Here is a 25,004-nt window from a genome sequence, read left to right as displayed (position 1 = left end):
TACGGTCGATGCCGATGCAGGACGGCCTCCACGTGCGTGGGGTGCACATCCCCGACGCCGAGCTCGACTGGCGGTTCGTCACCTCCGGCGGACCGGGTGGCCAGCATGCCAACAGGTCCAACACGGCCGTCGAGCTGCGGTTCGACGTCGAGGCCTCGCAGGCCCTGCCCGGTCGGCTCAAGGACCGCATCACCCGGCGGCTCGCCGACCGCCTGACCACGTCGGGCGAGGTCATCGTGCAGGTCGCGGAGACCCGCTCGCAGACGCGCAACCGGCAGGTTGCCCTCACCCGGCTGCGCGACCTGCTCGTGGAGGCCACGTCGCCGCCGGCCAAGCCACGGCGCCCGACCAAGCCGTCCCGTCGCGCTCGCCAGCGCCGGCTGGACAACAAGAAGCGTCGGGGCGAGCTCAAGCGCACCCGCAAGGAGCCCGACTGGCGCTGAGCCGGACGCGTCCCCGTCCAGCGACTCAGGTCGGCCGAGCAGGCGCCGATGGGAGGTCCGTCACCAGCACGGAACACCCGGAAGGCCTCGCACGTGGACGAGATGGATGAGATCATCGAGGAGTTCCTCGTGGAGAGCCGCGAGAACCTCGATCGGCTCGACGAGGAGCTCGTCAGGCTCGAGGACGACCCCGACGACGTCGACGTGCTCGCGGGGATCTTCCGCGACATCCACACGATCAAGGGCACGTCGGGCTTCCTCGGCTTCGGCAAGCTCGAGTCCGTCGCGCACGTGGGCGAGAACCTGCTGTCCAAGCTGCGCGACCGCGAGCTGGTCCTCGACGCCGCCCGCACGAGCGTGCTGCTGGCCATGGTCGACGCGCTCCGCGAGATCCTGACGTCGATCGAAGCCGACGGCACCGAGGGCACCGGCGTCTACGGTCCCCTGGTGGCACGCCTGGACGCGGCCGCACACGACCCGACGTCGGATGACCCCGACGCAGCCAACGGCGGCCATCGGCTCGGGGACATCCTCCGAAGCACCGCAGGCCTGCCCGACGAGGTGATCGAGGACGCCGCATCCGCACAGGCCGACGGGGACCCCCGTCAGCTCGGCGAGATCCTCGTGGAGCGTGGCGCCGTCCCGCACGAGGCGGTCACGGAGGCCCTGGAGGTGCAGGACGCGCAGCGTCGGACCGCCCCGGCCGACGCCACCATCCGTGTCGACGTCGACCTGCTCGACAACCTGATGAACCTGGTGGGTGAGCTCGTCCTCGCACGCAACCAGATCATGCAGGTGACCGCCCGAACCGGGTCGTCGGTCCTGGCTGACACCTCCCAACGGCTCAACCTCATCACGACCGAGCTGCAGGAGGGCGTCATGAAGACGCGCATGCAGCCCATCGGGAATGTCTTCAGCAAGTTCCCACGAGTCGTGCGTGACATCGCGTTGTCCCTCGGCAAGCAGGTCACCATCGAGATGGAGGGCAAGGAGACCGAGCTCGACAAGACCATCATCGAGGCGATCAAGGATCCGCTGACCCACATGGTCCGCAACTCCGTGGACCACGGCATCGAGACCCCCGACGTGCGCCGGGCCGCCGGGAAGCCCGAGGCAGGCACGGTGACGCTGAGGGCCTACCACGAAGGTGGACAGGTCAACATCGAGATCGCCGACGACGGCGCAGGCATCGACGCCGGTGCGGTTGCGGTGAAGGCGGTCACCAAGGGCATCGTCACCGCTGAGCGCGCCCAGCAGATGACCGAACGCGAGATCATCGACCTCGTCTTCGCGCCAGGTTTCTCCACTGCCGATTCGGTGTCCAACCTGTCCGGACGCGGTGTCGGCATGGACGTGGTACGCACCTCGATCGAGCGCATCGGCGGCAGCGTCGACGTGACCTCGACCCCGGGCGCGGGCACCACGACGAAGCTGAAGATCCCGCTGACGCTGGCGATCATCCCGGCCCTCGTCGTCACCTCCGGCGGCCAGCGCTTCGCCATTCCCCAGGTCAGCCTGCTCGAGCTCGTCCGCGTCGAGGCCGCCGACGCGGCCACGGCCATCGAGCACGTGCACGGCACCCCGGTGTACCGGCTCCGCGATCGGCTGCTGCCGCTGGTGGGACTGGCCGATGTCCTGGGAATCGAGACGACGCCGACCGGCGCGTCCAACATCGTCGTGCTCCAGGCCGACAACCATCAGTTCGGGCTCGTCGTCGACGCGGTCAGCGACACCGCGGAGATCGTGGTCAAGCCGCTCGGACACGCGCTGAACAACCTGTCGGTCTACGCGGGCGCAACGATCATGGGCGACGGCCGTGTTGCCTTGATCCTCGACGTCATGGGCATCGCCGCCAGCGTGGGAATCGGCACGGGGACAACGCGGCTGCAGTCCACCGACGACGACGGCGACGCCACCGATCACGGGGCCGGGGCCGAGTCCCTCCTGGTCTTCGGCCTCGGTGCCGGTCCCAGCGGCACGGACGTCCGGATGGTCGTCCCGCTCCGCCAGGTCGCGCGACTGGAGGAGATCGACGCGGCGCACATCGAGTACGCCTCGGGGCAGCCCGTCGTGCAGTACCGCGACGCGATCCTCCCGCTGGTGGACCTGTCCGGCGTCCTCGGACTCCGACAGCGGGACCACGCAGCAGCAACCCTTCAGGTCATCGTGCAGGAGCGCGGGGCGCGCCGTGTGGGTCTCGTCGTCCATCGCATCCACGACGTCCTCGACGAACCCCTGGTCCTCCAGAGCCCGTCCTCGCGCCACGGTGTGCTCGGCTCCGCCGTGGTCGGTGGCCAGGTGACGGACGTCCTCGACGTCGAGGCCGTCATCGCCACCGTTTCTCCCGACCTCCCCGACCACGAGCTGGTGACCGCCTGATGACCACGAACACCGTCCTCGACAGGACCCCTGCCACGCGGACGCCTGTCCGCCAGCTGTGCACCTTCGCCGTGGACGACCTGGTCTTCGGCGTGGACGTGCTCGACGTCCAGGAGGTCATCCGCCACCAGGAGCTGACCCCGGTGCCGTTGGCACCCGATGATGTCCGGGGGCTGATCAACCTTCGCGGGCAGATCGTCACCGCGGTCGACCTGCGGTCGCGCCTCGGGCTCCCCGCACGACCGGACGGCATGGGCGACGACCTCGGCGACCACCCGCTCAACGTCGTCGTCCACACCCCCGACGGCCCCACGAGCCTGCTCGTGGATCGGATCGGTGACGTGACCAACGTCACCCGCGACCTGCTCGAGGAACCGCCGTCGACGCTGCCTGCCGGCGCCGCCGCGGTCATCGACGGGATCTACAAGCTCGACGGTCAGCTGCTGCTGGCCCTGGACCTTGCCGCCGTGCTGCGGCTGACGTCCTGACCGACCCCAGGAGACCTGCCATGCCACGAGCCCTCGTCATCGATGACTCCCGCGCGATGCGAAGCCTGCTGACCCGTCTGATGACGGGCCTCGGCTTCGACACCGACAGCGCCGAACACGGACAGGCTGCCCTCGACCTGCTGGGTGCCGACGGCCCGGTGGACGTTGCCCTCGTCGACTGGAACATGCCCGTCATGGACGGGCTGTCGTTCGTCCGCACCGTGCGCGACGACCGCCGGTGGGACCGGATCAAGCTGCTGATGGTGACGTCGGAGGCCAGCCCCCGCAACGTCTACGAGGCGATGAAGGCCGGGGCCGACGAGTACGCCATGAAGCCCGTCACCGCGGACGTCGTCGCGCAGAAGCTCGCCCTGATGGGTGTCCCGCTGCCGGCTGCCGCCGGGGTCGACGCGTGATCGTCCCTCGACACGTTCGGAGGCCCCTGTGAGCTCCCTCACCACCGTCCCTGCGGCCGACATCGCGCCCGCCGACTTCTCGTGGATCCGCGAGTTCGTGCGGCGGGAATCGGCGATCACGATCGACGAGGGCAAGGAGTACCTCGTGGTCTCGCGCCTGACCCCGGTCGCTGCCGCCCACGGCATCGGCGACATCGGCCAGCTCGTGGAACGCGTCCGGTCCCGGCCGAGCGGACAGCTCTCCCGTGACGTGATCGACGCGCTCACCATCAACGAGACGTCGTTCTTCCGCGACATCCACCCCTTCCAGAGCCTCGTCACCGACGTCCTGCCGGAGCTGATGCGCACCAACGCGGCCAGCCGCCGCCTGCGCATCTGGTGCGCCGCAGCCTCCTCCGGCCAGGAGCCCTACTCCGTGGCCATGGCGATCCGTGAACACCTACCGACGCTGCTCGGCTGGGACCTGGAGATCCTGGCCACCGACATCTCCCGCGCCGTGCTGGCCCGTGCCGCGCACGGGGAGTACTCCCAGCTCGACGTCAACCGGGGACTGCCCGCACCGATGCTGGTCAAGTACTTCGACCGGCAGGGGGCACGGTGGCGGATCAGCGAGGAGGTCCGGCGCATGGTCCGGTTCGAGCACACCAACCTCATCGGACCGTGGGCTGCACAGCCGGGCACCGACCTTGTGCTGCTCCGCAACGTGCTGATCTACTTCGACGACGAGACCAAGCAGGACATCCTGCGCCGGATGCGCCAGACGCTCGCGCCGGGGGGGTACCTGAGCCTCGGCGGCGCGGAGACCACCGTCGGCGCACCGACCGACTACGACCGCGTGACACTGGGGCGTTCCGTGTGGTTCCGCTCCGTCCGACGACCCTCGCTGTGACACGCTGCGCACTACCTTCCTGGAGGAAGAGATGGAACTGAGTCATCACGACATCCGGGCCCTCGTGGCCGAGATCTGGCAGTCGGTGCTGGGCATGGACATCGACGAGAGCGGGCCGCAGGCCGACGACGTCCCCTCGTTGTCCAGCCTCATCCACGTGCACGGGACGTGGGAGGGCACGATCGTCCTCCACGGCACGCACGCGCTGGCGACCGCCGTCGCCGAGTCCATGTTCGGGATGGAGGCCGACGAGCTGTCGGAGGACGACATCGGGGACGCCTTCGGCGAGATCGCCAACATGCTCGGCGGCAGCGTGAAGGCGATGGTCGACGGGCCCTCCAGCCTGTCGCTTCCCACCGTGATCGGCGGGACGCAGTACACGCTGTCGGTCCCCGGCTCAACGGTGCTCAACGAGTCGTGGTTCGCGTCCGCCGGCCAGTCGTTGGCCGTTCGAGTCCTCGAACGGGCGTCCGCCGACGTGCCGGTGTTCGCCTGAGACCGCGTCTCTTCACGCCTTCGTCCAGCTGCCCGCTCAGCTCCAGCCGTCTCGGGCCGACTGGGAACACGACCCACCACATCACAGGAGACCAGCACCATGAAGATCGTTGTGTGCGACGATTCCAAGGCGATGCGCATGATCGTCATGCGCATGCTGAAGCAGACCGAGTTCGCCGGCGCCGAGTTCATCCAGGCCGAGGACGGTGTGCAGGGCCTCGCCGCCGTGCGCGAACACCACCCGGACCTGATCGTGTCGGACTGGAACATGCCCAACATGTCGGGTATCGAGTTCCTCCAGGCGCTGCGCGCGGAGGGCAACCCCACGACCTTCGGGTTCGTCACCTCCGAGACGACCCCGGAGATGCGTGAGGTGGCCATCACCAACGGCGCGTCGTTCACCATCGCCAAGCCCTTCACGGCCGAGACCTTCGCCAGCGTGATGGCCGGCACGGTGTCCTGACCGACGGTCCCGACTCCGGACCCCGACGAGAAGACGTGTGACCCCATGGCCGACGTTCCCCTGCCCGACCGCGAGGCGCTCCGCGACCTCTTCTCCGACCTGCTGTCCAAGACCTGCGCGGTCGACCGGGTCGATGACGGGCTGGCCCTGTCCCCCGGCACCGTCGGTGTGGTCGCCGAGTACGTCGACGCCGACGGCGAGGCCGCCGGTGCCGCGATCGCGGACCTGTCCTTCGCGTGCCGATCGGGCTCCGCGCTGGTCATGATGCCGCCCTCGGTCGCCGACGAGGCCCTCGTCGCCGGTGAGATCGACGGGGACATGTTCGACTGCTTCAAGGAAGTGGTGAACGTCCTGTCACGGGTCCTGAACTCCCCCGACAGCCCGCACGTGAAGCTGCGCGGCATGTACCGGGTCGGCGAACTGCTGCCCGGAGGTGTGCGCACGCTGCTGCGGGACGGCACCCGCCGTCGCCACTTCACCGTGGACATCGAGGAGTACGGCGAGGGTGTGCTGACGGTGGTCTCGCGCGCCGAGGCCGACGTCGCCCTGGCTGCCTGAGCGCGTTCAGCGCCGCTGGGCGTTGAAGGCCCGTTCCGCCCGGCCGAACGCGTGACCCAACGGTTCGTCCACGTCCTCGACCGCGCCGAGCAGCTCCTCGAGCTCCGTGGACTCGCGGGCCACCCGGTGGGCCTCGGCGATGGTCCCCCGCGACTCGGCGATCGCCTCGACGCAGCCCTGCCAGGCCTCCTCCAGCGGTGGGCAACGCCACGCCTCCAGCTCGGCCGACAGCTCCTCGAGGGTGTCGGCCACGAGGTCGAGGCCCACCTCGACCGGTGCCGGGTCGACCCTGCCGACGGGCAGGCACGACATCAGCGCGCGCCGGGCGGCCTCGAGGCGCTCGACCTGGTCGTCGAAGGCCCTGCGTGGTTCGACCAGCTCGTCTGGCAGTCGTTTCCGGCGGAAGATCACGGCGCCCGATGATGCCTGTCCACCCTTCGAAGCCCAAGACGGGTTCTCGGCTCGTGCCCGACCCGGGCGGGGCACCCCGGGTCTACCATCCGTCGCGATGCCGACCTTCGACCCTGCCGACCTGTCGCCGGACGCCACCTACCACCTGCTGAGCGCCCTGGTGGTCCCACGACCGATCGCCTGGGTCGGCAGCATCGGTCGCGACGGCGTGCCGAACCTCGCGCCCCACTCGTTCTTCAACGTGGTCTCCAGCGACCCCCCGATCGTGCACTTCACCTCGACGGGGACCAAGGACACGTTGGCCAACGTGCGTGCCCACCCCGAGTTCACCGTGTCGCTGGTCACCCCTGCCCTCCTGGCGGCCATGAACACCACCGCTGTGGACGCCCCGCCCGACACCGACGAGTTCGCCCTCGCTGGCCTCGAACCGGTCGGGTCCGTCACGGTTGCGCCACCTCGCGTCGCGGCATCCCCGGCAGCGCTGGAGTGCACGGTCCGCACCGTCCTGTCGATGGGCAGCGGGCACATGGTCTTCGGTGACGTCACCCACCTGCACGTGGACGATGCGGTGTGGCGCGACGGCCGGGTCGACCACGAGGCGCTCGCGCCCGTCGGCCGCCTCAGCGGCAGCCGCTACGCGATGCCCGGCACGATCACCGAGCTGAAGCGTCCGTCGTGGACCGACCTCGAGGCCGGCACGGCATGACCATCCCGGATCCCGTCGACTACACCGGCGACATCGTCCTGACCGACGGGCAGACGGTCCGCGTCCGGCCGATCCGCCCCGACGACTTCGAGGCGATGAAGGCGATGTGGCAGCGCCTGTCGCCGGAGACCATCCGGCTGCGGTTCTTCGCGCCCCAGCAGCTGAGCGAAGCCCAGATCCGCTACCTGACCGACGTCGACGGGCACGATCGGTTCGCGCTCGTGGCCGAGGTCCGCGACCGCATCATCGCCGTGGCCCGCTTCGATCGCCTGCCCGAGTCACCCGACAGCGCCGAGTTCGCCGTCACCGTCGAGGACGCCGAACAGGGACGCGGGCTGGGCACCGCGCTGCTGCGCCAGCTGCTGCAGCCCGCCCGGGACCGCGGCATCACCCAGTTCCACGGCGAGATCCTGAAGCTCAACCGGTCGATGATGGCCGTCATGCAGGCTGCCGGGTTCGAGCCGGCGTTCAAGGACTACGGCGACGTGGTCACGGCCACCTTCACGACCACGCCGACCGAGGCCCTGCTGGAGAAGGCCGGTGAGCTGGATCGGCGTGCGGCCCGGAAGGCCCTCGAGGCAGTCTTCAGCCCCGCCGCGGTGGCCGTGATCGGTGCCAGCCGCGACCCCGGGTCCATCGGTGGGGTGGTCCTGTCCAGCCTGCTGCACGGCGGGTACAGCGGGGCGGTCTACCCGGTCAACCCGCACACCCCCCACGTCCAGTCCGTGGCTGCCTACCCGACACTCGAGGCCTGCCCCACCGTCCCCGACACCGTCTTCGTCTGCGTACCCGCCCCGCTGGTCGAGTCCGTGGTCGACCAGGCCGGTGAGCTCGGCGTCCGGGCCGCCGTGCTGATCGGGACGGGGTTCTCGGAGTCCGGCGACGAGGGCGCCGCGATGGAGGCCGAGGTCCTGCGCACCGCCCGGCGGCACGGGATCCGCCTGATCGGCCCCAACTGCATGGGGGTGCTCAACGCGGCGGAGGACGTCCGCCTCAACGGGACGTTCGCGCCGTCGCTGCCCCCGGCGGGCCGTGTCGGGGTGTCCAGCCAGTCGGGCACCCTCGGCATGGCGATCCTGGACGCCAGCGAGCGGTTGGGGCTCGGCCTGTCGACGTTCGCGTCCATCGGCAACAAGAGCGACATCTCCTCCAACGACCTGCTGCAGTACTGGGAGGCCGACGACGCAACCGACGTGATCGTGCTGTACCTGGAGTCCTTCGGCAATCCACGCACGTTCGCCCGCATCGCCCGGCGCATCGGTCGCCGCAAGCCCGTCGTGGTGGTCAAGGCCGATCGCCGAGGCAGCGACGACGCCATCGTCCAGGCGATGTTCGACCAGACCGGCGTCGTCCGCGTTCCGACGCTCGACCAGATGTTCGCCGTGACGTCGCTGCTGTCCAGCCAGCCCCTGCCGTCGGGGCACCGGGTCGGCATCGTGTCCAACGGCGTGGGGCCTGCCATCCTCGCCGCCGACGCCTGCGAGGCCAACGGCCTGGAGGTCACCGCACCGGAGGACGACGTGGTCCAGCGGCTCGCAGCGGAGCTGCCCGTCCTGGGCGAGCCGTCCAACCCGCTGGTCCTGCGCGGCGACGCCACCGCCGCCGACATGGCCGCCGCCGTCCGCGCGCTGGGGGCCTCGGGTGCCGTCGATGCGTTGCTGGTGATCGACGCCCCGCCCCTTCGCCGTGGACAGTCGGTGCTGGCCGAGGAGCTGGCCGAGGCGTCCGCGGACGTCACGGTGCCGATGATCACCGTCCTGATGAGCACCGACCAGACGCCGACGGCCCTGCGCCGGGCCGGCCTGCCGACCGTCCCGTTCCCCGAGGGGGCGGCCGAGGCGCTGGCCCACGTGGCCGACCACGCCCGCTGGCGACGCCAGCCGCTGGGCAACGTGGTGGCCTTCGACGACGCCGACATCGACGCAGCCGGCGCGATCGTTGAGGCCGCCCTCGGCTCGTCCGACGATGTCTGGCTGCCCGCAGGACAGGCCAACGCCCTCCTGCGGGCCCACGCCATCCCCTGCGCGGACCACCGGATCGTCGCCGACGGCGCCGCCGCGGCGGCCGCGCAGGAGGAGCTCGGCGGACCGGTCGTGCTCAAGCCGGCCGCGCCGGTGGAGAAGACCGAGCTCGGTGTGGTCAGGCTGGGCCTCTCCCGACCGGGTCAGATCGCCGATGCGGTCGAGGCCATGGAACGCGACCTGCGACGCCGAGGACGCGAGGATGCGCTGGCGGAGGGCTGGCTGGTCCAGCAGATGGTTCCCGACGGGGTCGAGACGACCATCGCGATCGTCTCCGATCCCACGTTCGGACCGACCCTCCAGCTGGGCCTCGGCGGCACCCTCGCCGAGCTGCTGTCGGACCGCACCGTGAAGGTGCTCCCGCTGACCGACCTCGACGTCGACGACATGCTGCAGCGCATGCGCGGCTTCCCCCTGCTGACCGGATACCGGGGATCGAGTCCGGTCGACGTCGGCGCCCTGCGCACCGTTCTGCTGCGGCTGGGTGCCATGGCCGAGGCACACCCCGAGATCGTCGACCTGGAGCTGAACCCGGTGTTCGTCCGTCGGCACGGCACGAGCGTGGTCGACGCACGGATCCACCTCCGTGCGTCGGGGCTGTCCCGGCGCTGACCTGCGTCGGGCGTACGCATCCGGCACGGGCGAAAATGGTCACGAGCGGCCATGGCGCCGGTCGGCTGCAACCCCGACGATGGAATCGCTCTCGGACGGCTGCTGCCTGCCGATCAAGGACGCACGCCCGTCTCCCCCCACGGATCCGAATGCCAACCCCCCCGCCTGCGTACCTGCCGACCGCCGTCGGCGACCTTGCCGCGCGCCGGATCCTGGCGTTGATCCGGGTCCTCGCGGCGCTCGTCGTCACCGCGGTCCTGTCGGTGGAGACGGTCGCGGCACCGGCATGGGTCGTCTGGGGCGCCGGGCTGATCTGGGTGCCGGCGGCTGCGGGGCTGTGGTTCGCCGAGGAGGGGCCGGCCGACACCCGGACCCTCCGGGCCGGCATGGCCCTGGACCTGGTCGTGGCCAGCGTGCTGATGGGAATCGACCCGGCGTCGGCATCGACCGTGATGGTGCTGCTGGTGCCGTTCGCGGCGGGTGTGGCCTACCGCTCCGGCGTCGTCCCGGGCGTGGCGTTCGGCACGGCGTTGCTGGCCGTGCGATGGATCGTCACGCTCCTGGCCGGTGGTGGACCCATCGACCCGCTCAGGGAGGTCGTGGACACCCTGGCCCTCGTCGGGGTCCTGCTCGTGGTCGGTCGCGCGCTGACGGTGCAGAAGCGTGATGCCCGCAGCGTCGCCGAGTCCGTCCAGCGGTCCGACCACATCCTGGCGCGGTCCAGCGAGGGCATCGTCGTGACCGGCGAGGGTGGGGTCATCCGCCAGGTCAACCCTGCGGCGGAGCGATCGCTGGGCGTCACGACCGCAGACGAGCTGATCGGCGGCACGTGCAACGACCGCCTGTCGCTGCACCAGGACAGCGAGGCGCTGGACTGCCGGCGGACCTGCGCCCTCGCCGCGCTCTGCCACGACGACCAGGGCGTGCAGGTCTGGCGCGACACCGACGGGGTCAGGCAGCCGCTGCTGGCAACGGCCTCGCGCCTGTCGGGCCCCGGCGAGGAGACGCAGTTCCTGCACTCGTTCCGCGACATCACTCGGCTGCGCCAGGCAGACGAGGCCAAGACCATGTTCCTGGCGACCGCGTCCCACGAGCTGAAGACCCCGCTGACGGTGATCCGGGGGTTCGCGCAGGTCCTCCGTCGGACCGTGCCCGACACCGAGGCGCAGGTTGCGCTTGCCGCCATCGAGACGCGCAGCGCCGAGCTCGCCAACATCGTGGACCGGTTGCTGCTCAGCTCACGAATCGAAGCCGGCCGGGTGGACCTGGAGATCGAACCCATCGACGTCAGCGACATCCTGCGAACCCGCATGCGTGGCCTCAGCAACTCCCTCGGCCGCACCATCGAGGTCGACGTCGAGGACGACCTGCTCGCCCTCGGGAGCGGCGACGCGCTGGTCACGACGCTGGACCACCTCCTGGACAACGCCGCCAAGTACTCCCCCGGCGGGCAGGACCTGCGGATCACCGCTGTCCGCGCTGATGGCGAGATCAGCATCTCGGTCATCGACCGGGGCATCGGCATGACCCAGGAACAGCTCGACCAGTGCTTCGACCGGTTCTGGCAGGCCGAGGCGACCGACGTTCGTCGGTTCGGCGGCACCGGCATCGGCCTGTACATCGTGGAGTCGCTGGTCAACGGCATGCACGGCCGGGTCGAGGCACGGTCCACGCTGGGGCAGGGCTCGACGTTCACGGTGGTCCTGCCGGTGGCCGACGACCTCGACCACGTCGTCGACATCTCCGGTACCGCCGCGGCAGCCCACACCAGCGTCGACGAGTTCATGCGCCAGCTCGGCCTACCGGCACGGAGCAACGGATGATCCTGGCCACCGCCCTGCTCAACCTGCTGCTGGCCGTGATCTACATGGCCATCGGCACCATGATCGCCATGGACCTGGAACGCGCGATCAGGCGCCGCGGCTGGTCCCATTTCGGGGTCGCGTGGCTGAGCATCATGTACACCTGCGGCGCCCACCACCTGGTGCACGGCATCCACGTGCTGGCGGAGGGCCGGGAGGTCGGGCCGGCAGACCTCGTCGCGGTGGCCATGGGGGTCCCGGCCGGCGGGATCTGGGCGCTGCTGCGGATCGAGGCCAGCCGCGGCGGCCGAGGCGATCGGTACCTCCGGGGGACCCCGGCGTGGCTCCGGCTCGTGGCCGGTGCGCACCTCATCGCCGCCGTGGCCACCCTCGCCGTCGGCCTGCGCCTGCTCACCGGGGCGACCGCGATGGACACGCGCCTGATCCCCAACATCCTGCTCGTCGGGTTGTACCTCGGGATCGGGGCAGCCCTGATGCGGGGCCAGCTGCACAACCGCCGCGAGCACGGGGGCTGGTCATTGTCCGGCCTCTCCCTGATGATGATCTTCCCGACGTGTGCGGTCATGCATGCCTCCTACGTCGTCTACGCAGGGTCGGCGCTGTTCGCCCCGGACTTCCACGGACTGTGGGTCGACTGGTTGGGTGTCCCGGCAGCCCTGTACTTCTTCTGGGTGGTTCGCGGGTTGGAGACTGGCACGGTGAAGGACTGGAACGAACGCTTCGAGGCCATCGAGGACCTCGGGGACCGCGCGGCGGCGGCGTCCGCCGCGGCGCCCGACGATCACGTCCTCCAGGAGGTGCTCGGGTGAGCCACGTCCTCGTGTGCGACGACGCCGCCGACCTGCGCCTGCTGATGCAGATCACGCTGGAGTCGGCGGGGCACAGGGTGACCAGCGCCGACGGCGGCATCGACGCGCTGCAGCTGCTCGGCGATCTCACCGACATCGACGTGATCGTGCTCGACGTCCAGATGCCGGCCGTCGATGGCTGGCACGTGCTCGAAGCCGTTCGCAACCACCCCCGCCACCAGCACGTCCCCGTGCTGATGTGCACCGTGAAGTTCTCCCACGAGGACCTCGTGCACGCGTGGACGCTTGGCTGTGACGCCTACCTCAACAAGCCCTTCGACCTCGACGCCCTCATCTCCACCGTCGAGGAGCTGCACGCCAGCGACCTCCAGAGCCGTATTGCCCGCCGCCACGACGAGCTGAAGGCCCTCGCCTCCAGCCAGCACTCCTGATCGAGGACTCGATGTCGACAGCCACCACGACCATCGTCGTCGACGACCAGGAGGACATCCGGTTCCTGATCCGCCACCTGATCGAGCTGTCGGACGGCAACCTCGAGGTCGTCGCCGAAGCCGAGGACGGCGAGTCCTGCCTGAAGGTGCTCGAGGGGCTCCCGCCCCACGATCCGCAGGTCATCGTGATCGACTGGATGATGCCGGGGCTCAACGGCATCGAGACGGCGCTGCGGATCCGGGAGACCCGACCGAACGCCCGCATCATCCTGTGCTCGGCGTTCGGTGATCCGACCCTGGAGGCCGAGGCACGGGCGGCCGGCATCGATCGGTTCCTCTCCAAGGAGCGGATGAGCGAGATCCCCGATGCCATCGCCCGCCTGGTCGAGGACACCTGATCCCGACGTCGCCGGGCGCTTTCCACTGTCCGGACACCATGACAGCTCGGCCGGTGTGCGTACGCTTGGCGGGCCATGAGCAGCTTCCTCGATGAACTCGCCCGCCGCGTCCTCGTGTTCGACGGCGCCATGGGGGTCTCGCTGCAGGAACGCACCCTGACCCTCGAGGACTTCGACGGGCTGGAGGGCTGCAACGAGATCCTCGTCCGAACCCGCCCGGACGTCCTGCAGGACCTCCACGCCGCGTTCCTCGACGTCGGGGTCGACGCCGTGGAGACCGACAGCTTCGGCGGGGCGCCGTGGGTGCTCGACGAGTACGGCCTCGGCGCGGACACCGAGGAGCTGAACCGGCTGTCCGCGGAGATCGCGCGTCGGGCCTGCGACGAGGCGTCCGGACAGCGGTGGGTCATCGGCTCGATCGGCCCCGGGACCCGCTCGCCCACCCTCTCGCTGACCAAGGGACCGGAGGCCGGCGACTGGATCGACTTCGACACGATGGTCGCCGGCTACATCCGCCAGGCGCGTGGCCTGCTCGCCGGTGGCAGCGACGTGCTGATCATCGAGACGGCCTTCGACCTGCTGCAGGTCAAGGCCGCCGTCGCCGCCTGCCACGACGCGATGCAGGCCGAGGGCGTCACTGTCCCCCTCATCGCGTCGGTCACGATCGAGCAGGGCATCAACACGATGCTGCTCGGCTCGGAGATCAGCGCGGCCGTCACGTCGCTGGACCCCCTCGGCATCGACGTCATCGGCCTGAACTGCGCGACCGGCCCCGACGACATGCGGGAACAGGTTCGTTACCTGTCGGCCAACTCCCGCAAGCCGATCTCGGTCATCCCCAACGCCGGCATCCCCGAGATGATCGACGGCGAGACGTGCTATCCGCTGTCCCCCGAAGCGCTGGCCGCAGCGCACGTGGAGTTCGTGCGCGACCTCGGCGTCCAGCTCGTCGGTGGATGCTGCGGGACCACCCCCGAGCACCTGCGCCAGGTCGTCGAGGCGGTGCGTGGCCTGACCCCGGCCCCGCGGCAGGTCACCTGGACGCCGTCCCTGTCGTCGCTGTACAGCGCCGTGCCGCTCGAGCAGGAGCTCAGCTTCCACATCATCGGCGAACGGTTGAACGCCAACGGTTCCCGCAAGTTCAAGGAGACGATGCTCGACGGGGACCTCGAGCAGATGTTGACCATCGCCAGGACCCAGACCGCGGAGGGCGCCAACTCCCTCGACGTCTGCGTGGACTACGTGGGCCGCGACGGCACCGCGGACATGGTCAACCTGGTCAGCCACCTGGCGACGAAGTCGACCCTGCCGTTGGTGATCGACTCCACCGAGGTCGAGGTCGTCGAGTCGGCCCTGAAGCGGCTCGGCGGTCGTGCCGTGATCAACTCCGTCAACCTCGAGGACGGGCGTCGCAAGGCCGACGTGCTGTTCCCGATGGCCAAGCGCTACGGTGCCGCGCTGATCGCCCTTGCCATCGACGAGGAGGGGCAGGCCCGCACGGCCGACTGGAAGGTCGACGTCTGCAAGCGGATCGCCGACATCGGCATCGGCGACTTCGGCCTCGAGGCCTCCGACCTCATCTTCGACACCCTCACCTTCCCGCTCGGCTCGGGCCAGGAGGACCTCCGCAAGGACGGCCTCGCCACGCTGGAGGCGATCGAGCGGGTCAAGGCCGAGATCCCCGGCTGCTTCACCACCCTCGGTGTCTCCAACGTTTCCTTCGGCCTGTCGCCCGCCGCACGCCAGGCCCTCAACAGCGTGTTCCTGCACGAGGCGGTCGAGCGGGGGCTGGACTCCGCGATCGTGCATGCCAGCAAGATCCTGCCCCTGTCGCGCCTGGACGACGAGACCCTGATGGTCTGCACCGACCTCGTGTACGACCGCCGCGGCAAGGCGGGGCTGAACGGCACCGGCGGCGCGGACTACGACCCCCTGCACCGCCTCATGGCGCTGTTCGAGGGCGTCACCGGGACCCAGTCGACCAAGGAGTCCCTGGCCGAGCTGCCGCTGACCGAGCGGCTCGAGCAGCGGATCATCGACGGGGAGCGCGACGGGCTCGCCGCCGACCTCGACGCCGCGATGGCCGAGGGGATCGCCCCGCTCGACATCATCAACGTGCACCTGCTGGCCGGCATGAAGGTCGTCGGCGAGCGGTTCGGATCCGGCGAGATGCAGCTGCCGTTCGTGCTGCAGTCCGCCGAGACCATGAAGGCCGCCGTCGCCCACCTCGAGCCCTACATGGAGGCCGCCGACGCCACCGGCAAGGCGAAGGTCGTGCTGGCCACCGTCAAGGGCGACGTGCACGACATCGGCAAGAACCTCGTCGACATCATCCTCACCAACAACGGGTTCGAGGTCCGCAACATCGGCATCAAGCAGCCGATCGACGCGATCATCACCGCCGCCGAGGAGTTCGGCGCCGACGCCATCGGTCTGTCCGGCCTCCTGGTCAAGTCCACCGTCGTCATGCGCGACGACCTCGACGAGCTCGCCCGCCGTCGGCTGGACCACTACCCCGTGCTGCTCGGCGGTGCCGCTCTGACCCGCAACTACGTCGAGATCGACCTCCGCGAGCGCTACGAGGGTCCGCTGTTCTACTGCAAGGACGCCTTCAGCGGCTTGCGGGTGATGGACGAGGTCGCCGCCCGCAAGAAGGGCGAGGACCCCGGGCCGTCCTGGGGCCGTCAGATCGGGGAACGTCGCGTCAAGGCGACCGGCGGGGCCGGTGAGGAGGGCGACACCAGCGAGGTCGTCGCCCCCACCGTCGCCACCGACGTGCCCGTGCCGACCCCGCCGTTCTGGGGCAGCCGCGTGACCCGCGGCATCTCGCTGGACGAGATCGCCGCCTTCCTGAACAAGACCACGCTGTTCCGCAACCAGTGGGGCTTCGACCGCGACCAGGCCGAGAAGGGCGAGGAAGCCCTCCGGCACGTCATGGCCACCGCACGCGCCGAGTCGTTGCTGGTCCCCGAGGCCGTGCACGGGTACTTCGCCTGCCAGTCGGAGGGCAACGACCTCATCGTGTACGCCGACCCCGAGGGCGACGAGGTCGCCGCGCGGTTCACGTTCCCCCGGCAGACCCGTGGTCGCCGCCTGTGCATCCCCGACTTCTTCCGGTCCGTCGCGTCCGGCGAACGGGACGTGATCGCCTTCCACGCCGTCACGATGGGCAGCCGGGTCAGCGAACGCGCCGCCGAGCTGTTCGCGGCCGACGCCTACACCGACTACCTGTACCTGCACGGGCTCGGGGTCGAGATGGCCGAGGCCCTGGCCGAGATGTGGCATGCCCGCATCCGGCGCGAGCTCGGGATCGACGGCGACGACGCGGCGGAGGTCACCGGGCTGTTCAAGCAGGGCTACCAGGGGTCGCGGTACTCCTTCGGCTACGCCGCCTGCCCGGACCTGGAGTCACGCAAGCCCCTGTTCGAGCTGCTCGGCGCCGAACGCATCGGCCTGGAGCTGTCGGAGGAGTTCCAGCTGGTCCCCGAGCAGTCCACCGACGCCCTCGTCGTCCACCACCCCGAGGCGAAGTATTTCAACGCGCGCTGACGCCCCCTGACGCCCGTTCGGGGTCAGTGGTGTGTGGGCGGGTGGTCCAGGGAGATCCGGACGTCGGCGGGGACGGGCAGGGACAGCACGATCGTGGTGCCGAGCCCGTCCGGCCCGTCCTCCACCCAGACCCGGCCACCGTTGGCCTGCACGACGTTGCGGACCGAGGGCAGGCCCAGTCCGATGCCCTGTGAGCCGGGGGTCAGCTGGACCCCCATCTCGAAGACCTGCTCGCGAGCACGGGCGGGGATGCCCACGCCGTTGTCGGACACCGCCACGCGCACGCGGTCCCCGTCGAGGACGCCGCTGATCCGCACGACCGGTGGGCGTTCCGGGTGGGCGTACTTCAGGGCGTTGGCGACGAGGTTGTGCATCGCATGCCGCAGGGCTGCCTCGTCGGCCATCACGTCGGGGATCTCGGACACCTCGATGCGACCGCCGTGCTGCTGGAGGATCGGGTCGAACGCGATGTGGAGGTCCTCGGTCAGCGCGGCCATGTCGACCCGCTCCGGAACCCCGGCCGAGGAGAACCGGGCGAAGTCCAGCAGCGTGTCGATGGTGCTGGCCAGCTCGTTGGCCGACGCCCCGGCCCGGTCCAGCATCATGGTCACCGTCTCGTCGGTCGACTGGCGGCTGGCGAGCCTGAGGTAGCCGACGATCCCCGCGAGCGGCGCCTTCAGGTCGTGGGCCACCACGCCGGCGAACTCGCTGAGGCGCCGGTTGGCCCGACGGAGCTCACCGCGGATTCGGTGGCGGTCGATCGCGTACCGGATGGCGCGGGCCAGCGCATCGGGGTCGAGGTCCGCCGCCTTCACGATGTAGTCCTGCGCCCCCGCGGCCAGCGCCGCCACGGCCACCTCGGCACCGCGCTGCCCGGTGAGGACGATCACCGGCACGTCGGGATGGGCGTCGACCAGCGCCCCCACCGCGTCGGTGCCCTGGACGCCCGGAAGCCCGAGATCGCAGAGGATGCACGCGACGTCGTGGGCGTCGAGGGCATCGAGACCCTCGGCCAGCGTCTCGGCGACGATGCAGACCACCCCGCCGTGGACGCCGTCCTCGAGCGCTTCCTCGACGATCAGGGCGTCGCCGGGGTTGTCCTCGATCAGCAGGATCCTCGTGCTCACGGCATCACGTCTTCGGCAGCTGGGCGATGCGCAGCCAGAAGGCGTCGAGGCTGCGGAGGGCCTCGGTCATCTCCGCTGGCCGCTGGGGTTTGGTGACGAAGCTGGAGGCGTAGTGGCGATAGGCCTCGACAACCTCCTCCTCCGCGGCGGTGGACGTCATGATGATGATCGGGAGGTGGCGAAGGCCGTCGCTGGCCCGCACGGCCTGCAGGACCTCGATGCCGTTCATGCCGGGCATGTTCAGGTCGAGGACCACGAGGTCGGGCAACCGACCGTCGGCCATACCGCGTTCCAACGTGTCCAGTGCCTCGACACCGTCGCCCGCGGTGAGCACCTCGACCCCGACGTGCAGCTCCTCGAACGTCTCCTGCATCAGCAGGACGTCACCGGGGTTGTCGTCCACCAGCAGTACCTGCAACGGCGGTTCCTTCGTGACCATCGGTGTCCTCTGCTGCGTGCTCGTCGGGTGCCGAACGGGGGGGTGCGGTCGGCAGGGTGATGCGGAAGCTGGCGCCTCCCAGATCGCTGTCGTCGACCTCCACGGTGCCACCGTGCCGGCCGACGATCCGGGCCACGAGGGCCAAGCCTATGCCCGTGCCCTCGTAGGCGTCGCGCTTGTGCAGCCGCTGGAACATCTGGAAGATGCGCTCACGGTGCTTCGGGGGGACGCCGATGCCGTTGTCGGCGACCTCCAGCACCGTGCCGCCCGGGCCCTCCCAGCCACGGATCGCGATCACCGGAGGACGCTCGGGGTGCCGGAACTTGGCGGCGTTGCCGATGAGGTTCTGCAGGACGTGCCCGAACAGGTCGTGGTCCACCACGACGTCGGGAAGGTCCGGGGACACCCGTACGTCGACATCGCCGAGCGGGGCTCCGAGGCGCCGCACGACCTCGGCGGCCATCGTGGCGAGGTCCACCCGCTCGACCTCGATGGACTCACGACCGACACGGCTGTAGCGCAGCAGTGCATCGATCATGTCCTGCATCCGGTCGGCCGCCTCGACGGCGAGGTCGACGTAGGTCTGGCCGCGGTCGTCCAGATCCTCGCGGTACCGCTCCCCCAGGCGGGTGCAGTACGCCGACACCATCCGCAGGGGTTCCTTCAGGTCGTGGGAGGCGACGTAGGCGAACTGCGCCAGATCGGCGTTGGAGCGTTCGAGCTCGTCGTTGGTGGTCGCCAGCTCCGCGGTGCGGAGGGCGACACGTCGCTCGAGGTCCTCGTTGAGCGTCGCCAGCCGGAGATGCGCCTTCTCCAGCGCCTCGAGCGCCTCCTCCTCGGCGACAGCAACCCGTTCGAGCCTGCTGGCCATCAGCTGCACGAGCGCAGCCACCATGACCAGCGTCAGCGTCGTCACCAGCGCCAGCTGGAGGTCGAGGTCGGCCAGGAGTCCGGCGGACTCCACCCGGTCGACGATGACCCCGATCCCGAGGACCACAGTGGTCACCGGGGCCAGGAGGCCGCGGAGCAAGCGACCGCCGGCCCTGTTGGACCACCCGATCCGCAACGGCCCGCGGTCCGAGGTGGCGATGGCCAGCCCGACGGTCGCCACCACCAGCGACACCGAGGTGTGTACCGCCATCTCCGTGGCACGGCCGATCCCCCGGGTGCTGGCCGACTCCAGCGCATACCCCACGAGGGCGAACAACGCGAGGAAGCCACCGACGGACGCCAGCGCCTGTCCGGCGACGTGGACGATGCCGTTGGACGGCCTGGCGGCCAGGACCACCCATGCCGACCCGAGGGACACGAAGGCGATGGCCGTGTTGGCCCCCATGCGGCCGGGGAAGTCGCCGATCTCGGTGTCGACGACCACGAGCTGGTCGATGCCGAGGTCGACCCCGGCGAGGTACTGCACCAGGGTGAGGGCCCCGAGCAACAGGACCAGGAGCCCGCAAGCACCGGCAACGACCTGACCCCGGTGTCCTCGGCCGTGCGCCAGCGTCGCGCCGCCGAGCGCCGCCACGCCGAGCGCGGTGTTCACCTTCATCGACGCGAGGCCCGGGACCACACGGGTCACGATGTCGACCCCCATGCCCCAGCCGACCACGAGCACGATCACGCCGGCCGCCAGCAGGAACAGTCCCGGCTTGGCCGCGAGCTCGAGGCGCTCGGCCTCGATCCGCGAGCGTGGACCCGTGGCTGGGGCGGTCATCCCGGCTTCCGGACCAGGAGGGTGCACTCCTCGATCTCGCGGTGCGCACGCAGGGCCCGCAGGAGATCCTCCAGCTCCAGCCACTGGGAGCTGTTTCCGCCCACGGCGGTCCAGTCCGGGCCCTCACCCATGGGACGGCCGGCGTCCAGGGCCCGTTCGGCGAGGCGTCGCAGGATGGCTGGGTGGAAGCGTTCGACCACTTCCTCGTGGCCCCACGCCCAGATCGATCCGTGGTCGGCGTTGTCGTTGGACAGCCGCGCCCACTCGATGTCGAGTCGCAGGAGCACGTCCTTCCACACCTGGTAGGTGAGCGCGCTCAACCCGACATCGATGCCGTCCATCGGACTCAGTGTGTCACTGTCGGACACCCGGAACGAGGTAGCGGCTACTCGCCGGGACTGCCTGTCCGCCGAGCGATGACCTCCGAGGGCCCCGCTGGATCGTCCTGTGATGTGCTCGGCTCCGGCTCGGGGTCGGACGGGGCGGGCGACGCCGAGGACCCCGTCGGGGCGGGCTCCGGCTCTGCGCTGGCCGTGGGCTGGGGGTCGACGCCGTCGCCGTCCTCGTCGTCGGAACGCGAGTCGCCGACCTCACCCTCGGAGGGCTGCGGGCGTGCGGTCACGACGGGACCGGCCGGCTGGCTGGGGGGCGTGCTCGGCCCGGTGCTCGGCTGCCCCGTGGACGGACTGGAGGGCCCGGGACTCGCCGACGGGTTCGGCGAGCCGCTGGGGGCCGGCTCGCTGGCCGAGTCCGTGGGCGTGGGGGTCGGGGTGGCCGACCCGGACTCCGTCGGCTGGGGTGACGCGGAGGGGCTGGCCGTGCCGGTGGGCGTCGGGAACGCGGCTGCGACGTCGTCGGCGATGCCGTCCCCGTCGAGGTCGACGATCACCACGGGTGAGTCGGGGATGCCGTCGCCGTCGGTGTCCTTCGGCTCGGCCGTCGCCTGCGGGGTCTTGGACTCCGAGGGTGCCGTCGCGGGCGTGTTGGTGCTGGGCACCGGTGTTGCGGTCGCCGTTCCCGGGGCAGCCGTGGGGGTCATCGCGACCTCGACGGCCTGGTTGACGTCGACGGGCAGCTGCAGCTGCGCGATGGACTCCGTGGTCTCGCGCCTGATGCTCTCGCTGACCGGCTGGACGCGAGCCGCGACCTCCGGGGCGCCGTGCTCGACCTCGACCAGGGTCACCGCGATCTGCTCCACCAGCTCCGGCACGTGCTGCGGCCTGCTGACGGCGATCTGCTGGATCTCGTCGAGCCTTGTACGGGCGAACGACAGCTGCAGCTCGGCACGGGTCACGGGATCGCGGACGAAGATCAGCTGCGCCCGTTCGGTCCCGCGCTTGACGTGGTACAGGGCGTCACCCGGGAGGGACCCCTGGCTTGCGGCGACAGCCACCCCCGACATGGACATGAGCATGACGAGCGCCAGGACCGGGACCGCTGCCCGAGGCAGGCGACGGTTGGCCAGCGACACCGGGATGTCCACCTCGTCCTCGGTCTCCAGCGCCATGCGCTGGGCCTCGGAGTGGATGACCCAGAGGTGTCGCGAGGCCGTGTCCAGGTCGACCGGCTCGACGAACGCATCGTCCAGCAGCTCGGCAAGCGCCGGGTTGCGGTCGGAGCGATCGGTGTAGTCCATCGTCAGGTGTCGTCTCGGGGAGGTGGGGAGGGGGGAAGTGGTAACGCGAACGGAGCCGGCGATCGTGCCGACCCGGGGCTAGGACGTTTCGGGAGGCGTGGACCGTTCGCCTTTTTCTCGACCGTCCGAAACGGGGTCGTGAACCTGGTCCCGACCCTCCGCAGGACGCCGGTCACGCGCAGCGATCATCTCGGCGGCCATCTCGGTGTCGGCGAGCAGCCTGGCAAGCGCCCGTTCCCCCCGATGCTGCAGGCTCCGGATGGCGCCTTCGGTCTTGCCGAGGATGTCGGCCACCTCGGGCGCCGACAGCTCCGCGACGTACCTGAGCTGCAGGACGGCTCGTTGGTCCTCCGACAGGTGTGCCATCGCGGCGCGAACCGTGCGACGGCGTTCGTTGCGGATCGCCAGCTCCCCGGGACCCGCGGACTCGTCCTCGACGTCGAGCCGTTCGACGTCGTCGAGCGCGTCCTCTGCCCGCCGCTTGACCTTCCGAATGTGGTCGAGCGCGTTGAAGTACGCCGACCGGAACAACCAGACCTTGATCGCCGCGGGACCCCCGTTGATCGTGTTCCCCTTCCGGAGCAGCTCCACGAAGGTCGCCTCGACCAGGTCCTCGGCAGTGGCCCGATCACGGACGCGCGCGATCAGGTAACCGAGGAGCCGATCAGCGAGGTGCACGTACACCTCACCGACAGCGTCGGGGTCACCACGCCGCACGCCCTCGGCGACGGACTCACTGAACAGGGTCATCGGTACGATCCAGAATCCTCGTTTCGGCCCCGACCATAACTGTCCGTCCGACCAGCATCATCGGGGATTCGCGAAACGTCACAGGTCTGCGACCACAGATTCCCCGTGCTGCTCCAAGGACCGAAACGATGAGCGCAGACCCGTCCCCCACCGCTCCGGACTACACCCCCGCGTCGGCGATGTCGTTGCGAGACCTCAGGGCCGAGATGCTGCAGCGGGCAGCCGCTGCCGCCGCCAGGGCCCGACGAGCCAGGCGACGGGGACAGCTTCGCGAGGCCAGGGTGTTGGAACAGCGAGCCGAGCAGCTGATCGAGGTCGCGCGATCGGTCAATGTGACGTAACACGTCGTTGAGACTCCCCACGGGGTCGAATGGTTTCACATCACTCCAGGTTTTCTCCGGCACCTGTGATGCTGACTTGTTCGGGTGCCGTACAGTTCCTTGGGTAATTCCACATCTTCCACCCCCCAGGGAGCACCGAGTGAGCCAACCAGAAACCATCGTCCGGAAATACCTCACTGCACTGCAGGATCCTTCGACGTTGCGTGACGACGACGCCATCGAAGAAGCGCAATCAGCGCTCGATGCCGAGGAGGACCCGATCGAGCGACTGAAGCTGCAGCAGACGCTTGCCGAGCTCAACGCGCCGTCGATGACCGCCATCGAGGACGAGTTCGTCGTCCACGCCAAGGCATGGGCCGACGAGGCAGGCCTGACCGGCAAGGCGTTCGAGGCAGAGGGTGTGCCCAGCGCCACGTTGCGACGGGCCGGATTCGATGTTGCGAAGGGCCGCAAGCGCGGGGGATCGAGCAGCACGCCCCGCAAGCGCTCCTCTCGCACGACGCAGGAAGACGTCATCAACGCGATGCCGAAGTCATTCACGCTCAAGTCGCTTCGCGAGACCACCGGCGGATCGCCGGCAGTGGTGCGAAAGGCAGTGGATGCCGAGATCGAGGCAGGTCGTGTCGTCGACGCAGGCCCGGACCCCGATCACTCCGGACCGGGTCGCGCCGCAACCCTGTATCGCAGGACCTGACCGGACAGAACCGGTCGCCGTGGGGGAATCATGTCGATCGACCTCGATCGGCCAGCTAGATCGCAGTGACCGACAGCACACCGACGGCGGTGAAGGTGCCGATGGCCCACATGGCAGGGCGAACGGCACGGGGGCACCGCCGTCGGGATGCTCGACCGGCCAGCGTTGCGGTCACCACCAACACCACCAGCTGCACGATGACCGTCGGTGTCTCACCGATCAGCTCGTTGGTCGGGACGAGTGACGCCGTACCGAAGAGGTCCATGTCCCCGCCCAGGGGATTGCTCAGCCGGGCGACGAACAGGACCGCGGCCTTGAGCAGGCGTTCGCGGACCATGGCCTGGGCCAACCCGATGCCGACCGCCACGACGGCCACCGCGCCGGTGACCACGCCCGGAGGTGCGCCCGACCGCACGGCCCACCTGTCGGCCGCCCGCACTCCGAGGACCGACAGGCCCGCGACGACCAGCAGGCCGGTCAGCGTCGCGGCCGCCGACAGCGGGTCGATGCCCCACGCGAGCAGCTGCTGGATCCACAACGTGCTGATGCGCAACGTGGCGAAGGCCAGGCCGCCGGCCAGGACCGCGACCACCACGGCGCTTCCGCCGTCCCCTGCCACGCGCGGCTGTCGCTGTCGCATGTCGTCGACGATGCCGAGGAAGACCGTCAGCAGCTCGCCCGCCTCCAGCCATCGCCGACGCCCGACGGCAAGGCACCCCGCCAGCGTCAGGATGGTGTAGCCGGCCGCGACTGCGCCGATCACCCGCGGTTCCAGCGGTTGTCGGTGGACCCCGAGGTAGAACGTCCACCCCAGCGCAGCCGGGACGGCCCACCATCGCCCTCCCGGCAAGGGGGCCTCGCCGGGAGGCTCGACCTGACCACCCAGGGCCTGGAGTCCCCTGGCAAGGGTGTCGAATGGATCCAGCCGCGCCCACCAGTCCCGGCCGATCACGCCGACGACGAGGAGCGCCGGCCACGCCAGGCCGATCGCCAGCGAGGGGGCGATGTTGTCCAGCTGGGAGTCCCGACCCAGTCGACCGGCGACGATGACGAGCAGCAGCACCCCGACGCCGACCGCACGGGCCACTCGTTCGCCCGGCCCCATCGTGGAGGGCGTCGGGACCGCTGCGTCGCCGTTGGCCTGCGCCGCCGGCGACGAGGTCCGGTCGGGGAGGCGCAGCACGAGGATCGTGGCGCACGCCACGACCACGGCGGCCAGGAACAGGGGCGGCAGGCCCAGGCCGCCCGGTTCGGTCAGTGGGTGGGCGAGAACGACGGTTTCGAGGGGAGGCACGTGGAGGGGGAACCTTCGGTGGCAGACTCGGTCGACTGATGCGCGGGAGCATCAGGCGTAACCGTACGGCCAGCCCGTACGTAGGACGGGACGACGGGTCCGGGCGGACCCACCCCCC

At 70.1% G+C, this 25,004-nt stretch carries 25 protein-coding genes; 17 read left to right on the top strand and 8 right to left on the bottom strand.

The window, feature by feature from the left end; all coding sequences use genetic code 11:
• Nucleotides 1-8 precede the first annotated feature (8 nt).
• From arfB to CUC05_RS13805, 8 genes are all read left to right on the top strand, one after another.
• Nucleotides 9-443 carry an alternative ribosome rescue aminoacyl-tRNA hydrolase ArfB gene (arfB, locus tag CUC05_RS13840; RefSeq protein WP_205712331.1) on the top strand — a complete coding sequence of 145 codons (435 nt, stop codon included), beginning with the start codon at nt 9-11 and terminating at the stop codon, nt 441-443.
• Between the two features lie 102 nt (nt 444-545).
• Entirely contained in the window at nt 546-2,822 is a 2,277-nt protein-coding gene (locus CUC05_RS13835; RefSeq protein WP_240606262.1) for a chemotaxis protein CheW, read from the top strand.
• The gene (locus tag CUC05_RS13830) at nt 2,822-3,310 is read left to right on the top strand and encodes a chemotaxis protein CheW (RefSeq protein WP_108666703.1); all 489 of its coding nucleotides are present in this window, start codon (nt 2,822-2,824) and stop codon (nt 3,308-3,310) included. Before CUC05_RS13835 ends, CUC05_RS13830 begins: the two co-directional genes overlap by 1 nt.
• Nucleotides 3,311-3,330: 20 nt before the next feature.
• On the top strand, nt 3,331-3,726 hold the full coding sequence (locus CUC05_RS13825; RefSeq protein ID WP_108666702.1) for a response regulator: 396 nt from the start codon (nt 3,331-3,333) through the stop codon (nt 3,724-3,726).
• 28 nt (nt 3,727-3,754) lie between these two features.
• Nucleotides 3,755-4,615, top strand: coding sequence for a CheR family methyltransferase (locus CUC05_RS13820; RefSeq protein WP_205712329.1), 861 nt, complete (start codon nt 3,755-3,757; stop codon nt 4,613-4,615).
• A gap of 31 nt (nt 4,616-4,646) precedes the next feature.
• Nucleotides 4,647-5,111 (top strand): chemotaxis protein CheX, encoded by a 465-nt coding sequence (locus CUC05_RS13815; RefSeq protein WP_108666701.1) that lies wholly within the window; start codon nt 4,647-4,649, stop codon nt 5,109-5,111.
• Nucleotides 5,112-5,210: 99 nt separating this feature from the next.
• Nucleotides 5,211-5,573, top strand: coding sequence for a response regulator (locus CUC05_RS13810; RefSeq protein WP_108666700.1), 363 nt, complete (start codon nt 5,211-5,213; stop codon nt 5,571-5,573).
• A gap of 45 nt (nt 5,574-5,618) precedes the next feature.
• Complete coding sequence (locus CUC05_RS13805) at nt 5,619-6,131, top strand: hypothetical protein (RefSeq protein WP_108666699.1); 513 nt, start codon at nt 5,619-5,621, stop codon at nt 6,129-6,131.
• Between the two features lie 6 nt (nt 6,132-6,137).
• Here CUC05_RS13805 and CUC05_RS13800 read toward each other — a convergent pair whose 3' ends face one another.
• Nucleotides 6,138-6,542 (bottom strand): hypothetical protein, encoded by a 405-nt coding sequence (locus CUC05_RS13800; protein ID WP_108666698.1) that lies wholly within the window; start codon nt 6,540-6,542, stop codon nt 6,138-6,140.
• A gap of 97 nt (nt 6,543-6,639) precedes the next feature.
• Between CUC05_RS13800 and CUC05_RS13795 the strand changes: the two genes are divergently transcribed.
• The 7 genes from CUC05_RS13795 to metH all read left to right on the top strand — a co-directional run bounded on the left by CUC05_RS13795 (nt 6,640) and on the right by metH (nt 16,891).
• Complete coding sequence (locus CUC05_RS13795; protein WP_170128012.1) at nt 6,640-7,248, top strand: flavin reductase family protein; 609 nt, start codon at nt 6,640-6,642, stop codon at nt 7,246-7,248.
• Entirely contained in the window at nt 7,245-9,881 is a 2,637-nt protein-coding gene (locus tag CUC05_RS13790; protein WP_108666697.1) for a bifunctional acetate--CoA ligase family protein/GNAT family N-acetyltransferase, read from the top strand. Before CUC05_RS13795 ends, CUC05_RS13790 begins: the two co-directional genes overlap by 4 nt.
• A 149-nt stretch (nt 9,882-10,030) precedes the next feature.
• Nucleotides 10,031-11,704: a sensor histidine kinase gene (locus tag CUC05_RS13785; protein ID WP_170128011.1), complete on the top strand. Its 1,674-nt coding sequence runs from the start codon at nt 10,031-10,033 to the stop codon at nt 11,702-11,704.
• The gene (locus CUC05_RS13780) at nt 11,701-12,513 is read left to right on the top strand and encodes a hypothetical protein (protein ID WP_108666695.1); all 813 of its coding nucleotides are present in this window, start codon (nt 11,701-11,703) and stop codon (nt 12,511-12,513) included. The genes CUC05_RS13785 and CUC05_RS13780 overlap by 4 nt, the downstream gene beginning before the upstream one ends.
• Nucleotides 12,510-12,944, top strand: coding sequence for a response regulator transcription factor (locus CUC05_RS13775; protein ID WP_108666694.1), 435 nt, complete (start codon nt 12,510-12,512; stop codon nt 12,942-12,944). The genes CUC05_RS13780 and CUC05_RS13775 overlap by 4 nt, the downstream gene beginning before the upstream one ends.
• 11 nt (nt 12,945-12,955) lie before the next feature.
• Entirely contained in the window at nt 12,956-13,342 is a 387-nt protein-coding gene (locus CUC05_RS13770) for a response regulator transcription factor (protein WP_108666693.1), read from the top strand.
• Nucleotides 13,343-13,417: 75 nt separating this feature from the next.
• Nucleotides 13,418-16,891 carry a methionine synthase gene (gene metH / locus CUC05_RS13765; protein WP_108666692.1) on the top strand — a complete coding sequence of 1,158 codons (3,474 nt, stop codon included), beginning with the start codon at nt 13,418-13,420 and terminating at the stop codon, nt 16,889-16,891.
• Nucleotides 16,892-16,914: 23 nt separating this feature from the next.
• Here metH and CUC05_RS13760 read toward each other — a convergent pair whose 3' ends face one another.
• The 6 genes from CUC05_RS13760 to CUC05_RS13735 all read right to left on the bottom strand — a co-directional run bounded on the left by CUC05_RS13760 (nt 16,915) and on the right by CUC05_RS13735 (nt 22,557).
• Entirely contained in the window at nt 16,915-18,018 is a 1,104-nt protein-coding gene (locus CUC05_RS13760) for a sensor histidine kinase (RefSeq protein ID WP_108666691.1), read from the bottom strand.
• Nucleotides 18,019-18,022: 4 nt separating this feature from the next.
• Nucleotides 18,023-18,436 carry a response regulator gene (locus CUC05_RS13755; RefSeq protein WP_157965549.1) on the bottom strand — a complete coding sequence of 138 codons (414 nt, stop codon included), beginning with the start codon at nt 18,434-18,436 and terminating at the stop codon, nt 18,023-18,025.
• Nucleotides 18,402-20,171, bottom strand: coding sequence for a sensor histidine kinase (locus CUC05_RS13750; RefSeq protein WP_108666689.1), 1,770 nt, complete (start codon nt 20,169-20,171; stop codon nt 18,402-18,404). Before CUC05_RS13750 ends, CUC05_RS13755 begins: the two co-directional genes overlap by 35 nt.
• Complete coding sequence (locus CUC05_RS13745; protein ID WP_108666688.1) at nt 20,168-20,512, bottom strand: hypothetical protein; 345 nt, start codon at nt 20,510-20,512, stop codon at nt 20,168-20,170. The genes CUC05_RS13750 and CUC05_RS13745 overlap by 4 nt, the downstream gene beginning before the upstream one ends.
• 44 nt (nt 20,513-20,556) lie before the next feature.
• On the bottom strand, nt 20,557-21,807 hold the full coding sequence (locus CUC05_RS13740) for a DUF5667 domain-containing protein (protein WP_108666687.1): 1,251 nt from the start codon (nt 21,805-21,807) through the stop codon (nt 20,557-20,559).
• A gap of 78 nt (nt 21,808-21,885) precedes the next feature.
• Nucleotides 21,886-22,557, bottom strand: coding sequence for an RNA polymerase sigma factor (locus tag CUC05_RS13735; protein ID WP_108666686.1), 672 nt, complete (start codon nt 22,555-22,557; stop codon nt 21,886-21,888).
• 128 nt (nt 22,558-22,685) lie between these two features.
• Between CUC05_RS13735 and CUC05_RS13730 the strand changes: the two genes are divergently transcribed.
• Both CUC05_RS13730 and CUC05_RS13725 read left to right on the top strand, forming a co-directional pair.
• Nucleotides 22,686-22,898, top strand: coding sequence for a hypothetical protein (locus tag CUC05_RS13730; protein WP_108666685.1), 213 nt, complete (start codon nt 22,686-22,688; stop codon nt 22,896-22,898).
• A gap of 139 nt (nt 22,899-23,037) precedes the next feature.
• Entirely contained in the window at nt 23,038-23,592 is a 555-nt protein-coding gene (locus CUC05_RS13725) for a hypothetical protein (protein ID WP_157965548.1), read from the top strand.
• Nucleotides 23,593-23,647: 55 nt separating this feature from the next.
• On the opposite strand, the gene CUC05_RS13720 is transcribed toward CUC05_RS13725, so the two are convergent.
• Nucleotides 23,648-24,886 (bottom strand): hypothetical protein, encoded by a 1,239-nt coding sequence (locus tag CUC05_RS13720; protein WP_108666683.1) that lies wholly within the window; start codon nt 24,884-24,886, stop codon nt 23,648-23,650.
• Between the last annotated feature and the right edge of the window lie 118 nt (nt 24,887-25,004).

It is taken from the genome of Euzebya rosea (assembly GCF_003073135.1).
Classification (GTDB): Bacteria; Actinomycetota; Nitriliruptoria; order Euzebyales; family Euzebyaceae; genus Euzebya; species Euzebya rosea.
This window is presented reverse-complemented; position numbering and strand designations above follow the sequence as displayed.